Source organism: Citrobacter freundii ATCC 8090 = MTCC 1658 = NBRC 12681, from assembly GCF_011064845.1.
Lineage (GTDB): Bacteria > Pseudomonadota > Gammaproteobacteria > Enterobacterales > Enterobacteriaceae > Citrobacter > Citrobacter freundii.
In genome coordinates, this window is the sequence record NZ_CP049015.1 from 1,483,721 (window position 1) to 1,503,893 (window position 20,173).

Below are 20,173 nucleotides of genomic sequence, written 5' to 3' on the forward strand. Positions count from 1 at the left end.
TTCTTTTTTTCCCTGCTGCATACATCGTAAGGGGTATTTTGGAGGTAATTTTTGATTTATTTCACAATAAGTTAGAAGGTTTTAATGTGTTTTATGGGTTTAAGTTTTTTAATTAATTTAACCTCGAAATAGCGTGTGGTTTTAATTTGTTTAATTGATTTAAAGTGGGGAATCTGCAACGATCTTGTTTTATACCGTAACGTGTAAATAAAACATTTCTATTACAACTACAATGAGAAATAAGTTTCGGGTAACGTGGATGAGGAAGATATATGGATGAGCAGAAAAATAAAACACGGTTTCCTTTTTTCCGCAGCCTGGCGTTTCCTTTACGCATCTTTCTGCTTATTTTGGTCGTTTCTGTTTTTATCATCGCCGCCCTGGCACAATACTTTACCGCCAGCTTTGAAGATTATCTGGCCGCGCATGTCCGCGATATGGCAATGAACCAGGCCAAAATCATCGCCTCTAACGAGAGTATCATCACGGCAGTTAAACATCGTGATTACAAGCGTTTGGCGACGATTGCCGACAAACTGCAGAGCGGAACTGACTTCGACTATGTGGTTATCGGGGATACCAACTCCATTCGTCTATATCATCCGAACCCGGAAAAGATTGGCTACCCGATGCAGTTCACCAAACCCGGTGCGCTGGAAAAAGGGGAAAGCTACTTTATTACCGGTAAAGGGTCCATCGGGATGGCAATGCGCGCTAAAACGCCCATCTTTGATGACGATGGCAAAATCATTGGCGTAGTCTCAATTGGTTATCTGATCAGCAAAATCGATAGCTGGCGATCGGATTTCTTACTCCCGATGGCCGGTGTGTTTATCTTGCTGTTGTTGGTACTTATGCTGCTCTCCTGGTTTTTCGCTGCCCATATTCGTCGGCAGATGTTGGGTATGGAACCGAAACAAATTGCGCGGGTAGTACGTCAGCAGGAAGCGTTGTTCAGCTCGGTATATGAAGGATTGATTGCCGTGGATCCTGATGGATATATCACCGCAATAAACCGCAGTGCGAGGAAAATGCTGGGGCTTTCTTCACCAGGCCGAAAGTGGCTTGGAAAACCGGTGAGTGAGGTGGTTCAGCCAGCGGACTTTTTCACCCAACAGATTGCGGAAAAACGACAGGATGCGATGGTAAACTTTAATGGCCTGAGCGTCATCGCCAACCGTGAAGCGATTCGCTCCGGTGACGAACTGCTTGGGGCAATCATCAGTTTTCGTAGTAAAGATGAAATTGCTACCCTTAATGCGCAATTAACGCAGATCAAACAGTATGTAGAGAGCCTGAGAACGCTGCGTCATGAGCACCTGAACTGGATGTCGACCATCAATGGCCTGCTGCAAATGAAAGAATATGACAAGGTTCTGGCCATGGTGCAGGGAGAATCCCAGGCGCAACAGCAACTGATTGACAGCCTGCGTGGCGCGTTTGCCGATCGTCAGGTCGCCGGTCTGTTGTTTGGCAAGGTGCAGCGCGCGCGGGAACTGGGCCTCACCATGACTATCGTTCCGGGGAGCCAACTGCATCAACTCCCCGAGGGGCTGGATAGCACAGAGTTTGCAGCAATTGTTGGCAATCTGCTTGATAATGCATTCGAAGCGAGCTTGCGCACCCAGCAAGGCAACAATGTCGTAGAGCTCTATTTGAGCGATGAAGGGGATGACGTGATCATCGAAGTTGCCGATCAGGGATGCGGTGTGCCGGAAGCATTGCGTGAGAAAATATTTGAACAGGGTGTGAGCACCCGTACCGATGAACCAGGTGAACATGGCATCGGTTTGTATCTAATTGCAAGTTATGTGAGGCGCTGTGACGGGGTGATTACGCTCGAAGATAACTCCCCTTGCGGTACCTTATTTTCTTTATTTCTTCCGAAAGTGAAAAAAAATAATGACGGAACCATTAACGCTGTTGATCGTTGAGGATGAAACGCTACTGGCGGAAATGCATGCTGAATATATCCGCCATATACCCGGTTTCAGCCAGATATGGCTGGCGGGTAATCTTGAGCAGGCGAGGATGATGATTGAGCGTTTTAAGCCCGGTCTGATACTGCTCGATAACTACTTGCCGGACGGCAAGGGAATTACGTTGCTGCATGAGCTGACCCAGGCGCGCTATCCGGGCGGCGTAGTGTTTACCACGGCGGCTAGCGATATGGAAACGGTCTCCGAGGCCGTGCGCAGCGGTGCGTTTGATTACCTGGTCAAACCCATTGCCTACGAGCGGCTGGGGCAGACCCTGACGCGTTATCAGCAACGTCGACGCATGTTGGCGGGGAATGACAGCGCCAGCCAAAAGCAGATTGATGAAATGTTTAATGCCTACGCGCGGGGCGAACCGAAAGGGGATTTACCGACCGGGATTGATGCGTTAACACTGAATGCAGTGTTGAAATTATTCGCCGACCCGACGGTACACCATACTGCGGAAACGATCGCCCAGGCGCTTACCATCAGCCGAACGACTTCCAGACGCTACCTGGAGTACTGTGCCAGCCGTCATTTGATTATTGCGGAGATTATTCACGGTAAGGTGGGTAGGCCGCAGCGTATTTATCATGGCGGCTAAATGCTGATTTCTGACGTAGGCCGGATAAGATGCTTTAGCATCGACATCCGGCAATGGTGCGGTTTAAATGCCGGATGCGGCGTAGATGCCTAATCCGGCCTACATTTCACTGAGTATCAGCCGCCAACGACGGCTGAAGAAGAACCTGGTACCATCACTTCAGTTGCGATAATCACCACCAGCAGTCCAACCAGAACCGGAACCGAAGTACGTTTCACCACTTCGAACGGAGAAATCTTTGCCATACCTGCTACAGCGACAACCACGCCGGAGACCGGGGAGATGGTGCGCCCAAGGTTTGACGCCTGTAGCATCGGGATAACAAGGTAAGCCGGGTTAATGCCGGAAGAATGCGCCAGCTTAGGGATCATCTCAACGAAGGCGTAGAACGGGGCGTTACCGGAACCCGTAGTCATTGCCGCCAACATAGTCAGGATCACCAGCACCATCATCAAGATAATGCTCGCTGAACCAAACGAGGTGGCGATAGAAATCAGACTCTGAATAAAGCCGATTGTGCTCAGACCCTGGGCAAAAACACCCGCAGCGACTAACAACATCACCACGTTAGCAAAGGCATCCGCCATGCCACGGTAAGCGACTTCCAGACCAGAGAAAACCTTTTGGGTGTTGAACCCACGTACGAACTCCAGAATAGCCGCGATGAGCATGCACAGAACCAGAATCGTAATGATGTGCAGCTGCGGGCCCCATTTACCATCAAAAATCAGGACGCCAACGATCGGGGTAAACGGCAGAATGGCGTAAAATGACGGGGCAGTCGTGGTGATTTCAGCCACATCTAACATTTCATGAGAAATGTTCTCTTTTTTATCCAGATAACGCTGCCAGAAAAAGTGGGCAATCGCCATAGCAATGATGGCGGCAATGGAAATTGGCAGCGTGGTTTTAAAGGCGAAATCGATCAGCGGCATTTCCGCAGCTTTTGCCGCCAGCACCACATCACCGGATGTTGGTGAAAGAATAATTGCAGCAGGGGAGGCACAAATAGCCGCTGCAGCGCCACGGCTGATTCCAACGTTAACCATGACCGGGAACAGTGTTGCCATCAGCAAAACGCCCAGACCGGTTGCTGAAGAAACCGCCAGTGACATCAGGCAGGCGACAAAATAGGCGGCAATCATTAGCAGGTAAGGAGAGTTGATGTATTGCAGGGGCTTGGAGGCCAGCTTAACGACCATATCGTTCGCGCCAATATGGGTCATATAGGCGGCAAAACCACACAGCATCATGATCATCATGCCGAGATCGCCACCACGGCTCATCAGCAAAATTTTAATATATTCAACAATGTCTGTTGCCGTATAGCCCGTCGATGCCGCGCTGGATGGCAACACTTTATGCCCCATCAGCGCACTGATAATCAGCAAAACCAGACCGCCAACAAACAGTACGCCTGTCGCGGAATAACCTTTAATGATGTAGCGCGCTACACCCACAATAACCACAACTCCAATAAGGAGTTCAATAAATGTCAACATCGTTTCCCCTGTCGCATTGCTGCCCAGAAAGTAAAAAAACTAAAAAAAGTAAAAAGTGGTGACAGAATGTGCCTAATAAACCGATAACTCTTGCTGATTAAAATCAATAAAAATACGGATTCAAGCGATGGCTTAGCCGTTTTTTCAGCATCGTGGTTAAAAAAAGAATCTCACAATAAAAAACTGTGAAGTGCAGCGACGGTGTGTGTGTTTTGTGGTGATGTTGATTCTTAATTGTTAATTTATTGTAATATTATTTAACTTTTCCCGGAGGAAAGAACAATTTATTGGCAATAAAGAGAAAATAGTTCCTATGAGATGGCTCAATAAATTAAGGGCTAATTATCTTAAAAATTACATGCTGAGGAATATTCTGATTTTTTAGCTGCGCATTTTTGTTAAGCTAACATTAAGGTTGGGTTTGCTACAATTAATAATAAATCCCAGGATGGTAATTAAGTTGTGATTGTCGCTAAACGATATTTTCTCATTTTTTCATTTCTTTTTATTCAGTTAGCTTTCATTCCCCAGGGCGCTGCTGAAGATAAAGGCTGGTTCGCTACTTTTAAAGACAACGTCAGTGAAACCTGGCAGCAGCCGGAACATTATGATTTGTATATACCGGCTATTACCTGGCATGCACGCTTTGCCTACGATAAAGAAAAAACGGATCGCTACAATGAACGCCCGTGGGGGGCAGGATTTGGTCAATCCCGTTGGGATGATAAAGGTAACTGGCACGGACTTTATATAATGGCCTTTAAGGATTCCTACAATAAATGGGAACCCATTGGTGGTTATGGCTGGGAAAAAACCTGGCGACCGCTGGCCGATGAAAATTTCCATACAGGTCTCGGTTTTACCGCCGGTTTTACCGCGCGTGATAACTGGAACTACATTCCGGTACCCGTGCTGTTACCGCTGGCATCGATAGGGTATGGTCCGGCAACGTTCCAGATGACCTACATTCCGGGAACGTACAACAACGGTAACGTCTACTTTGCGTGGATGCGTTTCCAGTTTTGATGGACTACCTGTATTGTCAGATGGATTATTAAAAAGTCTTTTTAAAACAGTGTGATATCAGCGTTAACTGAAAAATAACGCGACATTTATCACTTTTTGATAAAGTTCGACTGGACAAAGTGCACCACAATTGTTGTACTGATACCCGACACAGCATTTGTGTCTATTTTTCATGTAAAGGTAATTTTGATGTCTAAGATTAAAGGTAACGTTAAGTGGTTTAATGAGTCCAAAGGATTCGGTTTCATTACTCCGGAAGATGGCAGCAAAGACGTGTTCGTACACTTCTCTGCAATCCAGACCAATGGTTTTAAAACTCTGGCTGAAGGTCAGCGTGTAGAGTTCGAAATCACTAACGGTGCCAAAGGCCCTTCTGCTGCAAACGTAATCGCTCTGTAAGCATACGACAGCAAGCATTCAAAACCCGCTTAATTGCGGGTTTTTTTCGCCTCAGTGTGCGGGAGAGGCCGAAACCAGCCAGAATGCCAGGGCGGTCATCGCAAATGATCCCAGCAGATTCACCAGCACATTCACCATAGCCCAACCAAAGCGTCCTTCCTGTAGCAAAAACACCACCTCAGCCGAGAAAGTGGAAAATGTTGTTAGTCCCCCGCAAAAGCCAGTTGTAATCAGTACCTTCCACATTGGATCAATGTTTGTCATGCGATTAAACCATGCCAGACCCATACCAATGATAAATGCGCCAAGTAAGTTTGCAGCCAGCGTACCGAATGGAATGGCCTGATGTAGCGGGTTAAACCTCATGCTCAACATCCATCTTGCTACACTACCTGTACCACCACCGATAAAAACCGCTAAAAGGAGTTGTAACACTGCGTAATCCTGCTATTTGATTGTATATAGGATGAGTGTAACGCTGAATAATCGTGGTTGGCGAGCCTAACAACGTTTTCTGGAGGGAATATGTTCGTTGCAGCAGGGCAATTTGCCGTGGGACCTTCATGGGAAAAAAATGCAGAAACCTGCGTTTTACTGATGTCTCAGGCTACGGGAGAGGGGGCATCGTTACTGGTATTACCGGAAGCGCTTCTGGCCCGTGACGATCTGGACCCTGATCTGTCAGTGAAATCAGCTCAATTGCTGGAAGGCGGGTTTTTGACGCGCTTGCTGCGAGAAAGCGCGCAAAACGAGATGACGACAATCCTGACGATTCATGTTCCCTCTGTGCCTGGACGGGCGTTTAACATGCTGGTGGCGCTACGGGCAGGTCAGGTAGTTGCCCATTACGCTAAATTACATCTCTACGACGCCTTTTCGATTCAGGAGTCACGAAATGTGGATGCAGGGGACGCCATAGCGCCGCTGCTGGACGTAGGCGGGTTAAAAGTAGGGTTAATGACCTGTTATGATCTGCGCTTCCCTGAGCTGGCGCTGGCGCACGCATTGCAGGGAGCGGAAATTCTCGTATTACCCGCAGCCTGGGTACGGGGATCGCTTAAAGAGCATCACTGGTCTACGCTTTTAGCTGCAAGAGCGTTAGATGCAACGTGTTACCTGATTGCGGCGGGAGAGTGCGGTAATAAGAATATCGGCCAAAGCCGGGTCATCGACCCTTTTGGTGTGACCATTGCTGCTGCGGCGGAAACGCCTGCACTAATTATGGCCGAGGTTTCTGCAGAGCGGGTAAGGCAGGTCAGGGCACAACTTCCGGTGTTAAGTAACCGACGTTTTGCGCCACCGCAATTATTATGACGTTTTTTTAAACAAGGCTTGATTCACCTTGTTACAGATTGCTATTGTGTGCGCGCGTCGAAAGGCCGTTAATATTCTCAGGTTAATATGGCGCTTTATGCAGCCTGGTTTAAGTGAAGAAGGTATCTATGGGTGAGATTAGTATTACCAAACTGCTGGTGGTTGCCGCACTGGTTGTTCTGCTGTTTGGTACCAAGAAGTTACGTACACTGGGTGGAGACCTGGGAACGGCAATCAAGGGCTTCAAGAAAGCAATGAACGACGATAATGCCGATGCTAAGAAAGATGCTGATGGTAGCGTTCAGGCTGAGAAGCTTTCTCATAAAGAGTAATGTCAGGAGCATGATGCTCATACTGCATACTCTGCATGAAAAAAAACCGGCAATTTGCCGGTTTTTTTATTACTGATATGTAAGTGAGTATTACACGATTACTTCACTTCCAGCCCTTTGGCCTGCATGTCAGCATGGTATGAAGAGCGAACGAATGGACCGCAGGCTGCATGGGTAAAGCCCATGGCCATAGCTTCGGCTTTCATCTCATCGAACTCATCCGGGCTTACATAGCGTTGAACCGGCAGGTGGTGACGGCTTGGCTGTAAATACTGCCCCAGCGTCAGCATGGTCACGCCATGACTGCGCAGGTCACGCATGACCTCAATGATTTCTGCATTGGTTTCGCCCAGACCAACCATCAGACCTGATTTAGTCGGAATCTCCGGGTGCGCTTCCTTGAAACGTTCCAGAAGCTTCAGCGACCAGTTGTAGTCCGCCCCCGGACGTACATTGCGATAAATACGCGGTACGTTTTCGAGGTTGTGGTTAAACACGTCTGGCGGCGTGGCGGTGAGGATATCCAACGCGCGATCCATACGACCACGGAAGTCAGGCACCAGCGTTTCGATTTTAATCGACGGGCTTTTCTCACGAATAGCGGTGATACAGTCAGCAAAGTGCTGAGCGCCGCCGTCACGCAGATCGTCGCGGTCAACGGAGGTAATGACGACATAGCGCAGCGCCATGTCAGCAATCGTCTGAGCAAGTTTTAACGGCTCGTTAGCATCCGGAGCAACCGGACGGCCATGGGCAACGTCGCAGAATGGGCAACGGCGGGTACAGATTGCGCCGAGGATCATAAAGGTTGCGGTTCCGTGATTGAAACATTCAGCCAGGTTAGGGCAGGAAGCCTCTTCGCAGACAGAGTGCAGGCCATTTTTGCGCATTGCCGCTTTGATGCCCTGGATGCGAGTGGAGTCCGCTGGCAGTTTTATTTTCATCCATTCCGGTTTACGCAGCAGGGCTTCACGCTCTGTTGCCACATTTTTTACCGGGATAAGAGCCATCTTATCGGCATCGCGGTATTTAACACCGCGTTCCATCACAATGGGTTTACTCATAGCTTGCGTGTTCCAGTTGCGAATTACGAAGGAAAGCGTTTCAATTCAAGGGAATGTTGCATTTATCAACTATTTTTGAATTAGTGATACGCAGTATATCATTGAAACGGGCCAGAAAGCAGCCTGACAGGCTGGCAAAATGTAAAATAGTTGTTGTTTTGTGCCATTTGCCACAACATTTGCCGTGGCAAAGTATGACCGTATTTTCAGTCTGCAACGTACTCGTGCGGTGGGTTACCCAACAGCGCTAATATGTTGGCCAGCAGGCGTGGGCGAACGCTCTCGGTCGTGGCTGCGCTATCCCACAGCGATACTTTCGCCATCTCCATTCCGGCGTAACCACAAGGATTGATACGCAGGAAAGGCGACAAATCCATATCCACGTTGAGCGCTAAGCCGTGAAACGAACATCCTCTACGAATACGTAATCCCAAAGAGCAGATTTTCTTCTCCCCGACGTATACGCCAGGCGCATCGGCTCGCGGGTGGGCATCAATGCCGATTTCCGCAAGTGTATTGACGACGGTTTGTTCCAGCAGCGTAACCAGTTCACGAACGCCAAGTTTGCGACGCTTCAGGTTCAACAGCACATACATGACCTGCTGGCCCGGCCCGTGGTAGGTCACCTGGCCGCCACGATCGCTCTGGATCACCGGAATATCGCCCGGCATCAGTACGTGCTCTGCTTTACCTGCCTGACCCTGGGTAAAAACAGGATAATGCTCTACCAGCCAGATTTCGTCATAACTGTTTTCATCGCGGGTATCGGTGAATTCATGCATGGCCAGAGAAACTGGCTCGTAAGGTTGAAGACCGAGCTGGCGGACCAGAATTTTATCCTGATACAAAACGGCATCTCCGTAGATACTCACATAGAGTAGAGAATATAAAAGAGGGGGAAAAGTATATCACAGGAGGGAGGGGTTACCCGAGCGGGGATGCAGCGGGTAACCAACAGGTTTTTACAGTACCATGCGTACGATATCGATATTGCCTAATTCTTCGTACAGCGTTTCAACCTGCTCAATGTGTGTAGCAGTAATAGTGATTGAGACCGAGTGGTAGTTGCCTTTGCTGCTCGGTTTTACCGTCGGAGAGTAATCACCTGGCGCATGGCGCTGTACCACTTCAACCACCTGATCAACCAGCTCAGGCAACGCCTGCCCCATTACTTTGTAAGTAAATGGAGTAGGGAATTCAAGCAGTTCGTTAAGTTTGGTTTTCATGTCAGCTCCGGCGTTACATCAATAAATAATAACTCCCACAGCGTGTGGGAGTTATCTGGATACCTAGTATATGGGGACGTAAATCACACTTTCAAGTGTTCGATTTTTAGCCAAACCAGTGATGGAACATTAATTTAATGTAATCAATGATTTTCCCAAAGAAGTTGCCTTCAGGGATTTCCTGCAGGACTACCAGCGGGCGCTGTTCGATGGTTTTGCCATCCAACTGGAAGTTGATGGTGCCGACAACCTGGTTTTTCTGCAGCGGTGCATGCAGTTCTGTGGTGTTCAGCACATAGCTTGCTTTCAGATCTTTCATGCGGCCGCGCGGAATAGTCAGGTAGACATCTTTATCTACGCCTAACGATGCACGATCGGTGTTACCAAACCAGGCCGGTTCTGAAGCAAACTCTTTACCGACTTTCAGTGGATTCACGGTTTCAAAGAAACGGAAACCCCAGGTCAGCAGTTTTTTACTTTCGGTTTCGCGACCTTTATAGGTGCGGCCACCCATGACGGCAGAGATCAGACGCATCTGACCTTCGGTTGCGGATGCAACGAGGTTATAGCCAGCTTTGTCGGTATGACCGGTTTTGATACCGTCGACATTCAGGCTGTTATCCCACAGCAAGCCGTTGCGGTTTAACTGACGAATGCCGTTAAAGGTGAACTCTTTTTCTTTATAGATAGAGTATTCGTTAGGCACGTCACGAATCAGCGCCTGGCCAATCATCGCCATGTCGCGAGCCGAGCTGTACTGACCGTCAGCATCGAGACCATGAACGGTCTGGAAGTGGGTATTTTTCAGGCCCAGCGCGTTCACATAGCTGTTCATCAGACCGACGAAAGCATCCTGGCTACCGGCTGCGAAGTCCGCCATTGCCACACACGCGTCATTCCCGGATTGTAGGTTGATACCACGGATTAGCTGGGAAACAGGAACCTGCATTCCAGGTTTCAGGAACATCAACGATGAACCTTTAAACACCGGGTTACCTGTAGCCCAGGCGTCATTGCCGACAGTGACCAGATCGGTTTCTTTGAACTTGCCGGCTTTCATCGCCTGGCCGATGACGTAGCTGGTCATCATTTTGGTCAGACTGGCGGGGTCGCGGCGAGTGTCCGCATTCTGTTCTGCCAGAACTTTGCCTGAATTGTAATCAATCAGGATATATGACTCCGCATCGATCTGCGGAACACCCGGGATCATGGTTTTAATATTCAGGTCATCGGCATGGGCAGCAGAGAGAGAAGCTGCGCAGAGAGCCGCGGTGAGCGCCATACGCTGCACGAAACGAGCGGAAAAAGTGGTCTTCATGGTCTGAACTACGACGTCCGTGATGAAATTTAAAAAAGTGCCCTACTATAGCAAATGCAAAACGGGCAGGCATCTGACTTTCCGCGTGACTTTGTTAATGTCATTTACAGAAACTGACAGTTCAGATACCTGATTTACGTTATTACACGCCGGTGATGAAGGACTGTAATTGCGCCTCGGATTGAAGACGCTGCTGCAATGTGGAGGCTTCAGCTTTGCTGGCGAACGGCCCCATCTGGATACGCCAGACTGCGCCATTTTGTACCACCCGACCCGGGACGCCAAACTGCTGGCTTAAACGTTTTTGATACTGCTGCGCACGCGACTGCTCGCTGACTGCGCCAACCTGAACCACGTAACGTCCGTTGGCTACTGCCGCTGGAGCTGGTGCCGCGACGGCGGTTGATGTTGCTGCTGGTGCGGTTGGTGTTGCCGGTGCGGTGATGGTCGGTTGCGGAGCCGGAGTCGGCTCGCTACCTTCCAGCACGCCTGCGGCGAGGGTGGTTGGCGCACCGAGGAATCCACCGCTGTTCACTGGCGCACCAGTTGGATCATCGCTTTTCAGCGTGGAGTTGCTGATCGGACGAATATCGCCTTGCGGCTGACCCGCATCCGATGGCGAAGGCATACTTCCCATATTACCGCCACCGCTTAAATCAGGACGCGCGGGCAGGGCATAGGTTTGCTTTGCGACTGTCGTACACGTCATACCCGGACCGGACAATGAACCATCCTGGGCGACGATGATCGGGTCGATACGCACTTTGGTGTTGTTGGAGGTATTCAGACGGTCTGCTGCTGCACGTGAAAGTGAAATCACGCGATCATTGCCATAAGGGCCGCGATCATTTATGCGCACGACAATCATCCTGCCGTTTGCCAGGTTAGTTACTCTGGCATAGCTTGGGACTGGCAGCGTGGGATGCGCTGCGGTCAGTTGCATCGGGTCGAACGCTTCACCAGACGCGGTTAAGTTGCTTCCGGGTTCCGCATCATAGATAGCGGCAAGTCCTGCCTGGCTAAAGCGGGAAGGATCCTGGACGATTTTGTAGCTCTTACCATCACGTTGATAGTCCTGATTCGCCGTTGGGTTCAGGGGTTCAAAGCGCGGATCGGCCCCGCTGATTTCAACAATCGGACCATTGCACACCGCAGGCTGCGGCGCGACAGCACCCTGTTGCTGACCATCATCACTCGAACACGCCGCGAGCATTCCTGCTGCGATGCAGATACCAAGCCACTGCTTACGCATTGCGTACCCCTTACACGCTTTTCGACAACATTTTTCTATGGGTGTGGATCGACATAACAATCCCGAACCCGGCCATCAGCACGATAAGTGCCGAGCCTCCGTAACTGACCAGTGGGAGAGGAACGCCAACCACGGGCAGAATACCGCTCACCATACCAATATTTACGAAGACATAAACGAATAATATCAACATTAAACCACCTGCCATGACGCGACCAAAGGTGGTTTGCGCGTGGGCAGCGATCCATAATCCGCGCATAATCAGCAAAATGTACAGCGCAAGCAGAATTAAGATCCCTACCAGACCCAGCTCTTCTGCTAATACCGCGAAGATAAAGTCCGTGTGACGTTCGGGTAAAAACTCAAGCTGCGACTGTGTACCGTGCAGCCAGCCCTTGCCGCGTAGACCGCCGGAGCCAATAGCAATTTTAGACTGAATAATATGATAACCCGCACCCAGTGGATCGGTTTCCGGATCGAGCAACATCATGACGCGCTGACGCTGGTAATCATGCATCAGGAAGAACCACAGTATCGGGATAAACGCCGCAACCAGAACCACCGCAACACCGATTAAACGCCAGCTTAAACCAGAAAGGAACAGAACAAACAGACCGGAAAGGGCGACCAGTATTGAGGTACCGAGGTCAGGCTGAGCGGCCACCAGCAGGGTGGGCATAAATATCAGCACCAGTGCAATGGCGGTATTTTTTAGCGATGGCGGGCAAACATCACGGTTGATGAAGCGTGCGACCATCAGCGGCACGGCAATCTTGGCAATTTCGGAAGGCTGAAAACGCACAATACCCAAATCCAGCCAGCGCTGTGCCCCTTTGGATATCGCGCCGAAGGCATCTACCGCCACCAACAGGATGATGCAGAAAATATAGAGATAGGGTGCCCAGCCTTCATAAACCCGGGGCGGGATTTGCGCCATCACCACCATGATGACCAGGCCCATTGCGATCTGGCCGACCTTGCGCTCCATCATGCCGATATCCTGGCCGCTGGCACTCCAGATGACCAGCGAGCTGTAAACCAGCAGCGCCAGCAAAATAAGCAACATCGTGGGATCGATGTGGATTTTGTCCCAGAATGTTTTTTTGTTCGGATTATCCGTCACGATTATTGGTCCTCCGCTGCTGCAACCGCGGGGTTTTCTGCAGGCAGATTGGTGTTGTTGTCGCCCAACATAATGTGGTCAAGGATCTGGCGCATAATGGTACCCACAGCCGGGCCCGCGCCACCGTTTTCAAGGATTATGGCGACAGCAACCTGGGGCTTATCATAGGGTGCGAAGGCCGTCATCAGCTTGTGGTCACGTAAGCGCTCGGCGATCTTGTGCGCGTTATAGGTTTCATTGGCTTTCAGGCCAAAGACCTGGGCAGTACCGGATTTCGCCGCAATTTTGTAAGGTGCGCTAGCGAAATACTTGTGCGCAGTACCGTTAGGGCGGTTTGCTACACCGTACATGCCGTCTTTCGCGATTTCCCAGTATCCAGAATGAATATCACCAACGGGCGGTTCGTGCGGCTGAACCCACGGAACCTGCTTGCCATTTTCTGCCGTGCTCATCAACAAATGCGGAACTTTTATCAAACCGTCGTTGATAAGGATCATCAGCGCTTTACTCATCTGGATTGGGGTTGCAGTCCAGTAACCCTGACCGATGCCGACCGGAATGGTATCACCCTGGTACCATGGCTTTTTAAACCGTTTTTGCTTCCACTCGCGGGTTGGCATATTGCCGGAGCGTTCTTCAGCGAGATCGATACCCGTATATTTGCCGTAGCCGAATTTGCTCATCCACTCTGAAAGCCGGTCAATCCCCATATCATAGGCGATTTGATAGAAAAACGTATCCGCCGACTCTTCCAGAGAACGAGTGATGTTCAGATGACCGTGCCCCCATTTTTTCCAGTCACGGTAACGTTTTTCAGAGCCCGGTAATTGCCACCAACCTGGATCGAACAGACCAGTATTGCGGGTGATGACACCTGCACTTAATGCAGAAACCGCGACGTAAGGTTTAACTGTCGAAGCAGGGGGGTAAACACCCTGCGTGGCGCGGTTAACCAATGGGGTGTTCGGGTCATTGAGCAACCCGGAGTAATCTTTACTGGAGATACCATCGACAAACAGGTTCGGGTCGTAGCTCGGCATGGACACCAGCGCGAGAACGCCGCCAGTACGCGGGTCGGTAACCACCACGGCGGCGCGACTGCCCGCTAGCAGCGTTTCAATGTACTGCTGGAGTTTCAAATCGAGGGTGAGATAGATATCGTGCCCGGCCTGCGGCGCCACTTCTTTCAGCTGGCGAATGACGCGGCCGCGGTTGTTCACTTCAACCTCTTCATAACCGGTCTGGCCGTGAAGTACATCTTCGTAATAACGTTCAATACCCAGCTTGCCGATGTCGTGCGTCGCCGCGTAGTTAGCCAGTTTGCCGTCTTTGTCCAGGCGGTCTACGTCTTTATCGTTGATTTTTGATACGTAGCCAATGACATGGGTCAGCGCAGAGCCGTAGGGGTAGTAGCGGCGTTTATAACCTTTAACTTCGACGCCAGGAAAGCGATATTGATTAACGGCAAAGCGTGCGACCTGAACTTCACTCAGGTTAGTTTTTACCGGAATGGATGTGAAACGGTGTGAACGGGCGCGCTCTTTTTTAAAGGCGGCAATGTCATCGTCCGTCAGGTCTACGACGTTACGCAGCGCGTCGAGGGTATCCTGAACGTTGTCGACCTTTTCTGGCATCATTTCTATCTGATAAATGGTGCGGTTAAGGGCGAGCGGGATTCCGTTACGGTCATAAATAATGCCGCGACTGGGGGCGATAGGCACCAGTTTGATGCGGTTTTCGTTCGAGCGGGTCTGATAATCAGTAAAGCGAACGATTTGCAGATTATAAAGGTTGGCGATCAGCACGCCGGTGAGCAGCAAAATCCCCAAAAAAGCGACCAGCGCCCGGCGCACAAACAGCGCAGACTCAGCCGAATAGTCGCGAAAAGAATTCTGTAGTTTCATCCGCTGCTTAATCTACTCAAGAATCAATGATCACTCACGGTGATAAGGATGGTTGGTGGTAATGCTCCACGCCCTGTACAGACTCTCCGCAACCAGAACCCGAACAAGAGGGTGAGGAAGGGTTAACGCTGAGAGTGACCAGCTTTGTTCCGCTGCTGCTTTACAGGCAGGAGAAAGACCTTCCGGCCCACCAATCAACAAACTGACGTCACGACCGTCCAGTTTCCAGCGTTCCAGTTCGGTCGCCAGCTGCGGCGTGTCCCAGGGTTTGCCAGGGATATCAAGGGTGACGATGCGGTTTTTGCCTGCTGCAGCCAGCATCTGTTCACCCTCTTTGTCGAGAATGCGTTTAATATCCGCGTTCTTGCCGCGTTTTCCTGCCGGGATTTCGATCAGCTCAAAGGGCATATCTTTCGGAAACCGACGGAGATACTCCGTAAAACCGGTTTGCACCCAGTCAGGCATTTTCGTACCCACAGCGACAAGTTGCAGCTTCACGCATTAACTCCAGAGTTTTTCCAGTTCATACAGGCGACGGCTTTCTTCCTGCATCACGTGGACAATCACATCGCCGAGGTCAACGACGATCCAGTCTGCGACGTTCTCGCCTTCTACGCCGAGCGGCAGCAGACCAGCAGTGCGGGACTCCTGAACAACGTGGTCTGCGATAGACATTACATGACGGCTGGACGTGCCAGTACAGATAATCATGCAATCAGTGATGCTGGATTTGCCCTGAACGTCTAAGGCGATGATGTCTTGACCTTTCAGGTCATCAATTTTGTCGATTACAAAATCCTGAAGTGCTTTACCCTGCAAGTGTTCCCCCTGGGTGAAAAGAGTTAAAAACGTCTGTTAGTATACCTGAACCAGAGGCGATATCGGGACAAATGTCTCCGAAAGCGCTTGTGAAGTGCGCTATCATCCCACCCCACGCCGCAGAATGCATCGCCATTTTTGTAAAACAATTTCTGCAAAGCTCTGAAGGGCGGGAAAAGTCAGGTTGCGGAGAATAACAGCCTGTCATGGGGTGTCAATGGGAGAGAAGCCCTTCGGCAGAAAAAACAGTGCTTTCACTCTCCGTCGTACCATACAGCCCGGCTGTTAAGTACTTTCAGAACCGCAAAATCGTCGCAAAAATCAATCGCGCTCCAGCAACCTTGTTCGACGCGAAAATGCCACATTGCTGCTGCCGGCATGGACAACAAACGGGCGATCAACACGCTCAGTACACCCTGATGGCTCACCACCAGCAGGTTTTGGCAAATTTTGTAATCATCGAGTTGAGCAATGAAGCGTTCCACGCGCAGGGAAAATGCCTGAAAACCTTCGCCATTAGTGGGCGTCGCGTTCTGCCAGTCGTTACACCACACGGCGTAGTTTTCGGCGTCTTCGCGCGCCAGATCTCGATGGTGGCGCATTTCCCAGTCGCCAAAAAACATCTCATTGAGCTCAGGCATGTTACGCACAGGAATCTCGCGATCGGCTAAGATCAACTGCGTTGTATGGCGGGCGCGCTCCAGCTCGCTGCACAGAACGTTGTCGACAGGCACATTGCGTAACAGCGTACTCAGCGTTTGCGCCTGAGCTATTCCCCGTTCTGTTAGTGGTGTGGGAGCGTGGCCGCTATATAAACCCGCGACGTTGGCTTCGGTTTCGCCATGACGTACCAACCAGAGTCTCATTTTTTCCTCTCGGGGTTATTCGCACAAAACATGATGTTTGCCCTGATTGCGCAGAGATTTTTCACTAAAATACCTTTTTTTACGTGGAGCGGCACGATGTCTTTATTGAAGAGCGCGCATGGTGGTAATACCCGAGAAGCCGCCGAACTGTTGGGCGTCTCGCCTGAGCAATTGCTGGATTTTAGCGCGAATATTAATCCGCTGGGTATGCCAGCAGCTTTAAAACGCGCAATTATCGACAATATGGACTGCGCGGAGCGTTACCCGGATGTCGATTACGCGCAACTGCATGCAGCGCTGGCGGAGCATCATCAGATTCCTGCCTCGTGGATCCTGGCCGGAAACGGTGAGACCGAGTCTATTTTTACCCTGGTAGATGGCCTGAAGCCACGCCACGCGATGATCGTGACGCCTGGGTTTGCTGAATATCGTCGGGCGCTGCAATGGAGAGACTGTACGATCCATGAGTTTGCGCTGCGCGAAGGCGATGGCTGGCAGCTTACCGATGCGATCCTCGATGCGTTAACCTCAGAGCTGGACTGCCTGTTTCTCTGCACGCCCAACAACCCCACCGGGTTACTACCGGATAACCGCCTGCTACGTGAGATTGCCTCACGTTGTGAGCGGCTTGGGATCAATCTGATCCTTGATGAAGCGTTTATCGATTTTATTGCCGGGGAGCCGGGGTTTATTCCGCTACTTCGGGATAACCCGCATATTTGGGTACTGCGCTCGCTCACCAAGTTCTATGCGATACCGGGGCTGCGTCTGGGGTATCTGGTTAATAGTAACGAGCAGGCCGTTGTACATATGCGCAGCCGACAAATGCCGTGGTCAATTAATGCGTTTGCTGCTCTGGCCGGCGAGATTATTTTACGCGACAGCGCTTATCAGCAGGCGACGTGGAAATGGCTGGAACAAGAGGGTGCGCGGTTTGAGCAACAGCTACAAAACCTGCCTGGCCTGACGGTGTATCCCGGCCAGGCAAATTATCGTTTATTACGCTGCGATCGCGCGGATATTGATTTGCAACGGATGTTGCTGGAACAGCATGTCTTGATTCGCAGTTGTGCCAATTACCCTGGGTTGGACGCGCGTTATTACCGAGTTGCTGTTCGCAGTCAGGAAGAAAATGACCGCCTGCTGGCGGCATTAAACAACACGCTTAGCGGTACAACCCCTGCTGATTGATATAGTCAAGCACTGCGCCTGGCATCAGGTCGTCGCACGGCTCGCCTTTTTCCATGCGCTCGCGAATGAGCGTGGCGGAGATGTTGAACCACGGCGTTTCGGCCAGGTAGATTTTTCCGCAAGGCAGGTTGTGCAGGTCATCCGGCGAATGAGTCAGGTGATCCTCCAGCCATTGCTGGTGCTTTTCCTGCGTCATTTCGAGAGGATAACCTGGACGTCGGCACACGATGAGATGGGTATTATCCAGAATCGTGTGGTAGTCGTGCCAGGAAGGGAAGGTCAGCAGCGAATCCTGACCAATGATAAACGCTAACGGCACGTTCGGGCCTTGTTCCTCGCGCCACTCTTTTAGCGTTTGCGCGGTGTAGGAGGCCGTGTCGCGTTTCAGTTCGCGTTCATCCAGGGAAAACAGCGGTTTATCAGCAATGGCCAGTTCAACCATGCGCTTACGTTGCTCACCGGACGCTTCAGGCTGCGCACGATGCGGCGGGACATTATTGGGCATGATGATGACCCGGGAAAGACCAATCAGATTCGCCAGAATTTCAACCGGTTTAAGATGACCATAATGCACCGGATCAAAGGTGCCGCCGAACAGAGCCTGCAATGATTTCATATCAACCATCAATAAAAACATCGGCCAGTGATTTATGGCAGAGCAAAAGGGACAGACCCTCAAGTTCCGCCCACACTGACTGACCATAGTCTTGTTTAAGCGTAATTTCCGTACGCGTTAACAGCGTTACCGCCTGACGCAACTGTGCCGGGTTCAGCCGGTTTAGCGCATCACCCATCATGCCTCGGCGATTTTGCCACACCCGGTGTTTATCAAACAACGTGCGCAAGGGGGTATTCGCCGACTGCCGTTTTAGGTTGACCAGCAACAGCAATTCACGCTGTATCGTACGCAGCAAAATAACCGGCTCACTGCCTTCCAGACGTAGCTGTTGCAGAATGTGCAGCGCGCGTTTGCTTTTGCCCATCAGCAGCGCATCCACCCAGTGGAACGGGGTAAAGTGCGCTGCATCGTTAACGGCTTTCTCTACGCGAGGCAGCGTTAGTTTGCCATCAGGCCAAAGCAATGCTAACCGTTCCAGTGCTTGCGCCAGTGCTAACAGGTTACCTTCATAGCAATAGCACAATAGCTGATTGGCTGCGTCATCCAGTTGCAGGTTATTGAGTTTCGCCCTCGCGGCGACCCAACGCGGGAGCTGTGCTTGCTCCGGCGTCTGGCAACTGACCTGCACCGCATTATTGGCCAGTCCGGTATACCATGCGGCGTTTTCCTGCGCTTTAGTCAGCTTGTTGCCACGAACAATCAGCAGCAGGTCGTTATGTAGCAGTGTGACGAGTGAAGCGAGCTGTTCGTTAATGGCGGCATTGGGGCCATTTTCAGGCAGTTGCAGGAGCAGGGTTTGACGGTTGGCAAACAGGCTCATCGCCTGGCAGAGTGAAAAAATCTCTCCCCAGTCGGTGCTGTTGTCCAGAGTGAAGGCGTGGTGTTCTTCGAACCCTTGTGTGGCAGCAGCCTGACGGATGGCATCCTGGCTTTCCTGCAATAAGAGGGGATCGTTACCTAAGAGCAAATACGCCGCGCGCAGCCCTTCATTGAGCTGTGCGCGGAGTTGTTCAGGGTACAACTTGAGCATCAGTTACCCAGCGTGGTGGAGACACGCGCCGGAGATGACGCAGGCGTCGCGGCTTTATTTTCCGCCGGTTCAGCATCAACTCTGGATGACTGAACGTCCGCCAAATGTACGCTAGGCAGCTTACGAATCAACTGTTCAGCCGCTTTGTCATACATCTCTTTTACGATCATATCCTGCTCATTATCTTTCGCCAGCGCAGCCTGTGGGTTGTCAAAGAACGAACGATAAACTTTGGCGCTGATTGGATAGATATCATGACCTGGAATCAGCACGGTAGCACTCACAGACATCACCATCTGGTATTCAGCCGTTTGACCGTTCTGGAATACTGACGCGGTATCTGCGGAAATAGTGACCGCACCAAGACGTAAGGACGTCACGTCTTTACGCATTGTACCGTCTTCAAGCAGCGTCACGCCGTTCAGACGCAGCTGGTTACGGACCGCACGGCTTAACGGGCCGTTCGGATCGCCAGAGTTCAGGATCATGGTTTTCATTGAGGGTGGAACCTGCGTAGTACTACGCAAATGCCAGCCACACCCGGCGGTGACCAGCACCGCCAGAGATAACAACAATGTTGTCAGAAGTCGCACGCTTCCTCCCGC

General features: G+C 50.9%; 22 protein-coding genes. 7 read left to right on the forward strand and 15 right to left on the reverse strand.

The window, feature by feature from the left end; translation table 11 throughout:
• Window positions 1-272: 272 nt before the first annotated feature.
• Window positions 273-1,934: a sensor histidine kinase DpiB gene (dpiB, locus tag G4551_RS07055; RefSeq protein WP_003835594.1), complete on the forward strand. Its 1,662-nt coding sequence runs from the start codon at window positions 273-275 to the stop codon at window positions 1,932-1,934.
• Complete coding sequence (dpiA, locus tag G4551_RS07060; protein ID WP_003022133.1) at window positions 1,903-2,583, forward strand: two-component response regulator DpiA; 681 nt, start codon at window positions 1,903-1,905, stop codon at window positions 2,581-2,583. The genes dpiB and dpiA overlap by 32 nt, the downstream gene beginning before the upstream one ends.
• 116 nt (window positions 2,584-2,699) lie before the next feature.
• On the opposite strand, the gene dcuC is transcribed toward dpiA, so the two are convergent.
• Window positions 2,700-4,085, reverse strand: coding sequence for an anaerobic C4-dicarboxylate transporter DcuC (gene dcuC, locus G4551_RS07065; protein ID WP_003835592.1), 1,386 nt, complete (start codon window positions 4,083-4,085; stop codon window positions 2,700-2,702).
• Window positions 4,086-4,547: 462 nt separating this feature from the next.
• On the opposite strand from dcuC, the gene pagP reads away from it, so the two are divergent.
• Both pagP and cspE read left to right on the forward strand, forming a co-directional pair.
• Window positions 4,548-5,111, forward strand: a complete 564-nt coding sequence (pagP, locus tag G4551_RS07070; RefSeq protein ID WP_003835590.1) for a lipid IV(A) palmitoyltransferase PagP — start codon at window positions 4,548-4,550, stop codon at window positions 5,109-5,111.
• Window positions 5,112-5,300: 189 nt separating this feature from the next.
• Window positions 5,301-5,510, forward strand: a complete 210-nt coding sequence (gene cspE, locus G4551_RS07075; protein ID WP_000034825.1) for a transcription antiterminator/RNA stability regulator CspE — start codon at window positions 5,301-5,303, stop codon at window positions 5,508-5,510.
• A gap of 51 nt (window positions 5,511-5,561) precedes the next feature.
• Here cspE and crcB read toward each other — a convergent pair whose 3' ends face one another.
• A complete protein-coding gene (gene crcB / locus G4551_RS07080; RefSeq protein WP_003831281.1) occupies window positions 5,562-5,945 on the reverse strand; it encodes a fluoride efflux transporter CrcB in 384 nt (127 codons plus the stop codon).
• A 90-nt stretch (window positions 5,946-6,035) separates the two neighbouring features.
• Between crcB and G4551_RS07085 the strand changes: the two genes are divergently transcribed.
• Both G4551_RS07085 and tatE read left to right on the forward strand, forming a co-directional pair.
• On the forward strand, window positions 6,036-6,824 hold the full coding sequence (locus G4551_RS07085; RefSeq protein ID WP_003835587.1) for a deaminated glutathione amidase: 789 nt from the start codon (window positions 6,036-6,038) through the stop codon (window positions 6,822-6,824).
• A gap of 128 nt (window positions 6,825-6,952) precedes the next feature.
• Window positions 6,953-7,156 (forward strand): twin-arginine translocase subunit TatE, encoded by a 204-nt coding sequence (tatE, locus tag G4551_RS07090; RefSeq protein WP_003022699.1) that lies wholly within the window; start codon window positions 6,953-6,955, stop codon window positions 7,154-7,156.
• Window positions 7,157-7,254: 98 nt separating this feature from the next.
• On the opposite strand, the gene lipA is transcribed toward tatE, so the two are convergent.
• From lipA to G4551_RS07140, 10 genes are all read right to left on the reverse strand, one after another.
• Window positions 7,255-8,220, reverse strand: coding sequence for a lipoyl synthase (gene lipA, locus G4551_RS07095; protein WP_003022702.1), 966 nt, complete (start codon window positions 8,218-8,220; stop codon window positions 7,255-7,257).
• A gap of 206 nt (window positions 8,221-8,426) precedes the next feature.
• Window positions 8,427-9,068 carry a lipoyl(octanoyl) transferase LipB gene (lipB, locus tag G4551_RS07100; protein WP_003835583.1) on the reverse strand — a complete coding sequence of 214 codons (642 nt, stop codon included), beginning with the start codon at window positions 9,066-9,068 and terminating at the stop codon, window positions 8,427-8,429.
• Between the two features lie 114 nt (window positions 9,069-9,182).
• Window positions 9,183-9,446, reverse strand: a complete 264-nt coding sequence (gene ybeD, locus G4551_RS07105) for a DUF493 family protein YbeD (RefSeq protein ID WP_003022706.1) — start codon at window positions 9,444-9,446, stop codon at window positions 9,183-9,185.
• A gap of 106 nt (window positions 9,447-9,552) precedes the next feature.
• Window positions 9,553-10,764, reverse strand: coding sequence for a D-alanyl-D-alanine carboxypeptidase DacA (gene dacA, locus G4551_RS07110; RefSeq protein WP_003022711.1), 1,212 nt, complete (start codon window positions 10,762-10,764; stop codon window positions 9,553-9,555).
• Window positions 10,765-10,906: 142 nt separating this feature from the next.
• The gene (rlpA, locus tag G4551_RS07115; RefSeq protein WP_003835581.1) at window positions 10,907-12,016 is read right to left on the reverse strand and encodes an endolytic peptidoglycan transglycosylase RlpA; all 1,110 of its coding nucleotides are present in this window, start codon (window positions 12,014-12,016) and stop codon (window positions 10,907-10,909) included.
• Window positions 12,017-12,026: 10 nt separating this feature from the next.
• A complete protein-coding gene (mrdB, locus tag G4551_RS07120) occupies window positions 12,027-13,139 on the reverse strand; it encodes a peptidoglycan glycosyltransferase MrdB (RefSeq protein ID WP_003022718.1) in 1,113 nt (370 codons plus the stop codon).
• 2 nt (window positions 13,140-13,141) lie between these two features.
• Complete coding sequence (gene mrdA / locus G4551_RS07125; protein ID WP_003022722.1) at window positions 13,142-15,043, reverse strand: peptidoglycan DD-transpeptidase MrdA; 1,902 nt, start codon at window positions 15,041-15,043, stop codon at window positions 13,142-13,144.
• 30 nt (window positions 15,044-15,073) lie between these two features.
• On the reverse strand, window positions 15,074-15,541 hold the full coding sequence (gene rlmH / locus G4551_RS07130) for a 23S rRNA (pseudouridine(1915)-N(3))-methyltransferase RlmH (RefSeq protein ID WP_003022725.1): 468 nt from the start codon (window positions 15,539-15,541) through the stop codon (window positions 15,074-15,076).
• A 3-nt stretch (window positions 15,542-15,544) separates the two neighbouring features.
• Window positions 15,545-15,862 (reverse strand): ribosome silencing factor, encoded by a 318-nt coding sequence (gene rsfS, locus G4551_RS07135; protein WP_003022728.1) that lies wholly within the window; start codon window positions 15,860-15,862, stop codon window positions 15,545-15,547.
• 254 nt (window positions 15,863-16,116) lie between these two features.
• The gene (locus G4551_RS07140; RefSeq protein WP_003835579.1) at window positions 16,117-16,728 is read right to left on the reverse strand and encodes an adenosylcobalamin/alpha-ribazole phosphatase; all 612 of its coding nucleotides are present in this window, start codon (window positions 16,726-16,728) and stop codon (window positions 16,117-16,119) included.
• A gap of 96 nt (window positions 16,729-16,824) precedes the next feature.
• On the opposite strand from G4551_RS07140, the gene cobD reads away from it, so the two are divergent.
• The gene (cobD, locus tag G4551_RS07145) at window positions 16,825-17,919 is read left to right on the forward strand and encodes a threonine-phosphate decarboxylase CobD (protein WP_003835577.1); all 1,095 of its coding nucleotides are present in this window, start codon (window positions 16,825-16,827) and stop codon (window positions 17,917-17,919) included.
• Here cobD and nadD read toward each other — a convergent pair.
• The 3 genes from nadD to lptE are packed head-to-tail and all read right to left on the reverse strand — an operon-like array spanning window position 17,894 to window position 20,161.
• Entirely contained in the window at window positions 17,894-18,535 is a 642-nt protein-coding gene (gene nadD / locus G4551_RS07150) for a nicotinate-nucleotide adenylyltransferase (RefSeq protein WP_003835575.1), read from the reverse strand. The two genes, cobD and nadD, sit on opposite strands and share 26 nt — an antisense overlap.
• A gap of 1 nt (window position 18,536) precedes the next feature.
• A complete protein-coding gene (gene holA, locus G4551_RS07155) occupies window positions 18,537-19,568 on the reverse strand; it encodes a DNA polymerase III subunit delta (protein ID WP_003022740.1) in 1,032 nt (343 codons plus the stop codon).
• A complete protein-coding gene (gene lptE, locus G4551_RS07160; protein ID WP_003835572.1) occupies window positions 19,568-20,161 on the reverse strand; it encodes an LPS assembly lipoprotein LptE in 594 nt (197 codons plus the stop codon). The genes holA and lptE overlap by 1 nt, the downstream gene beginning before the upstream one ends.
• Window positions 20,162-20,173 lie beyond the last annotated feature (12 nt).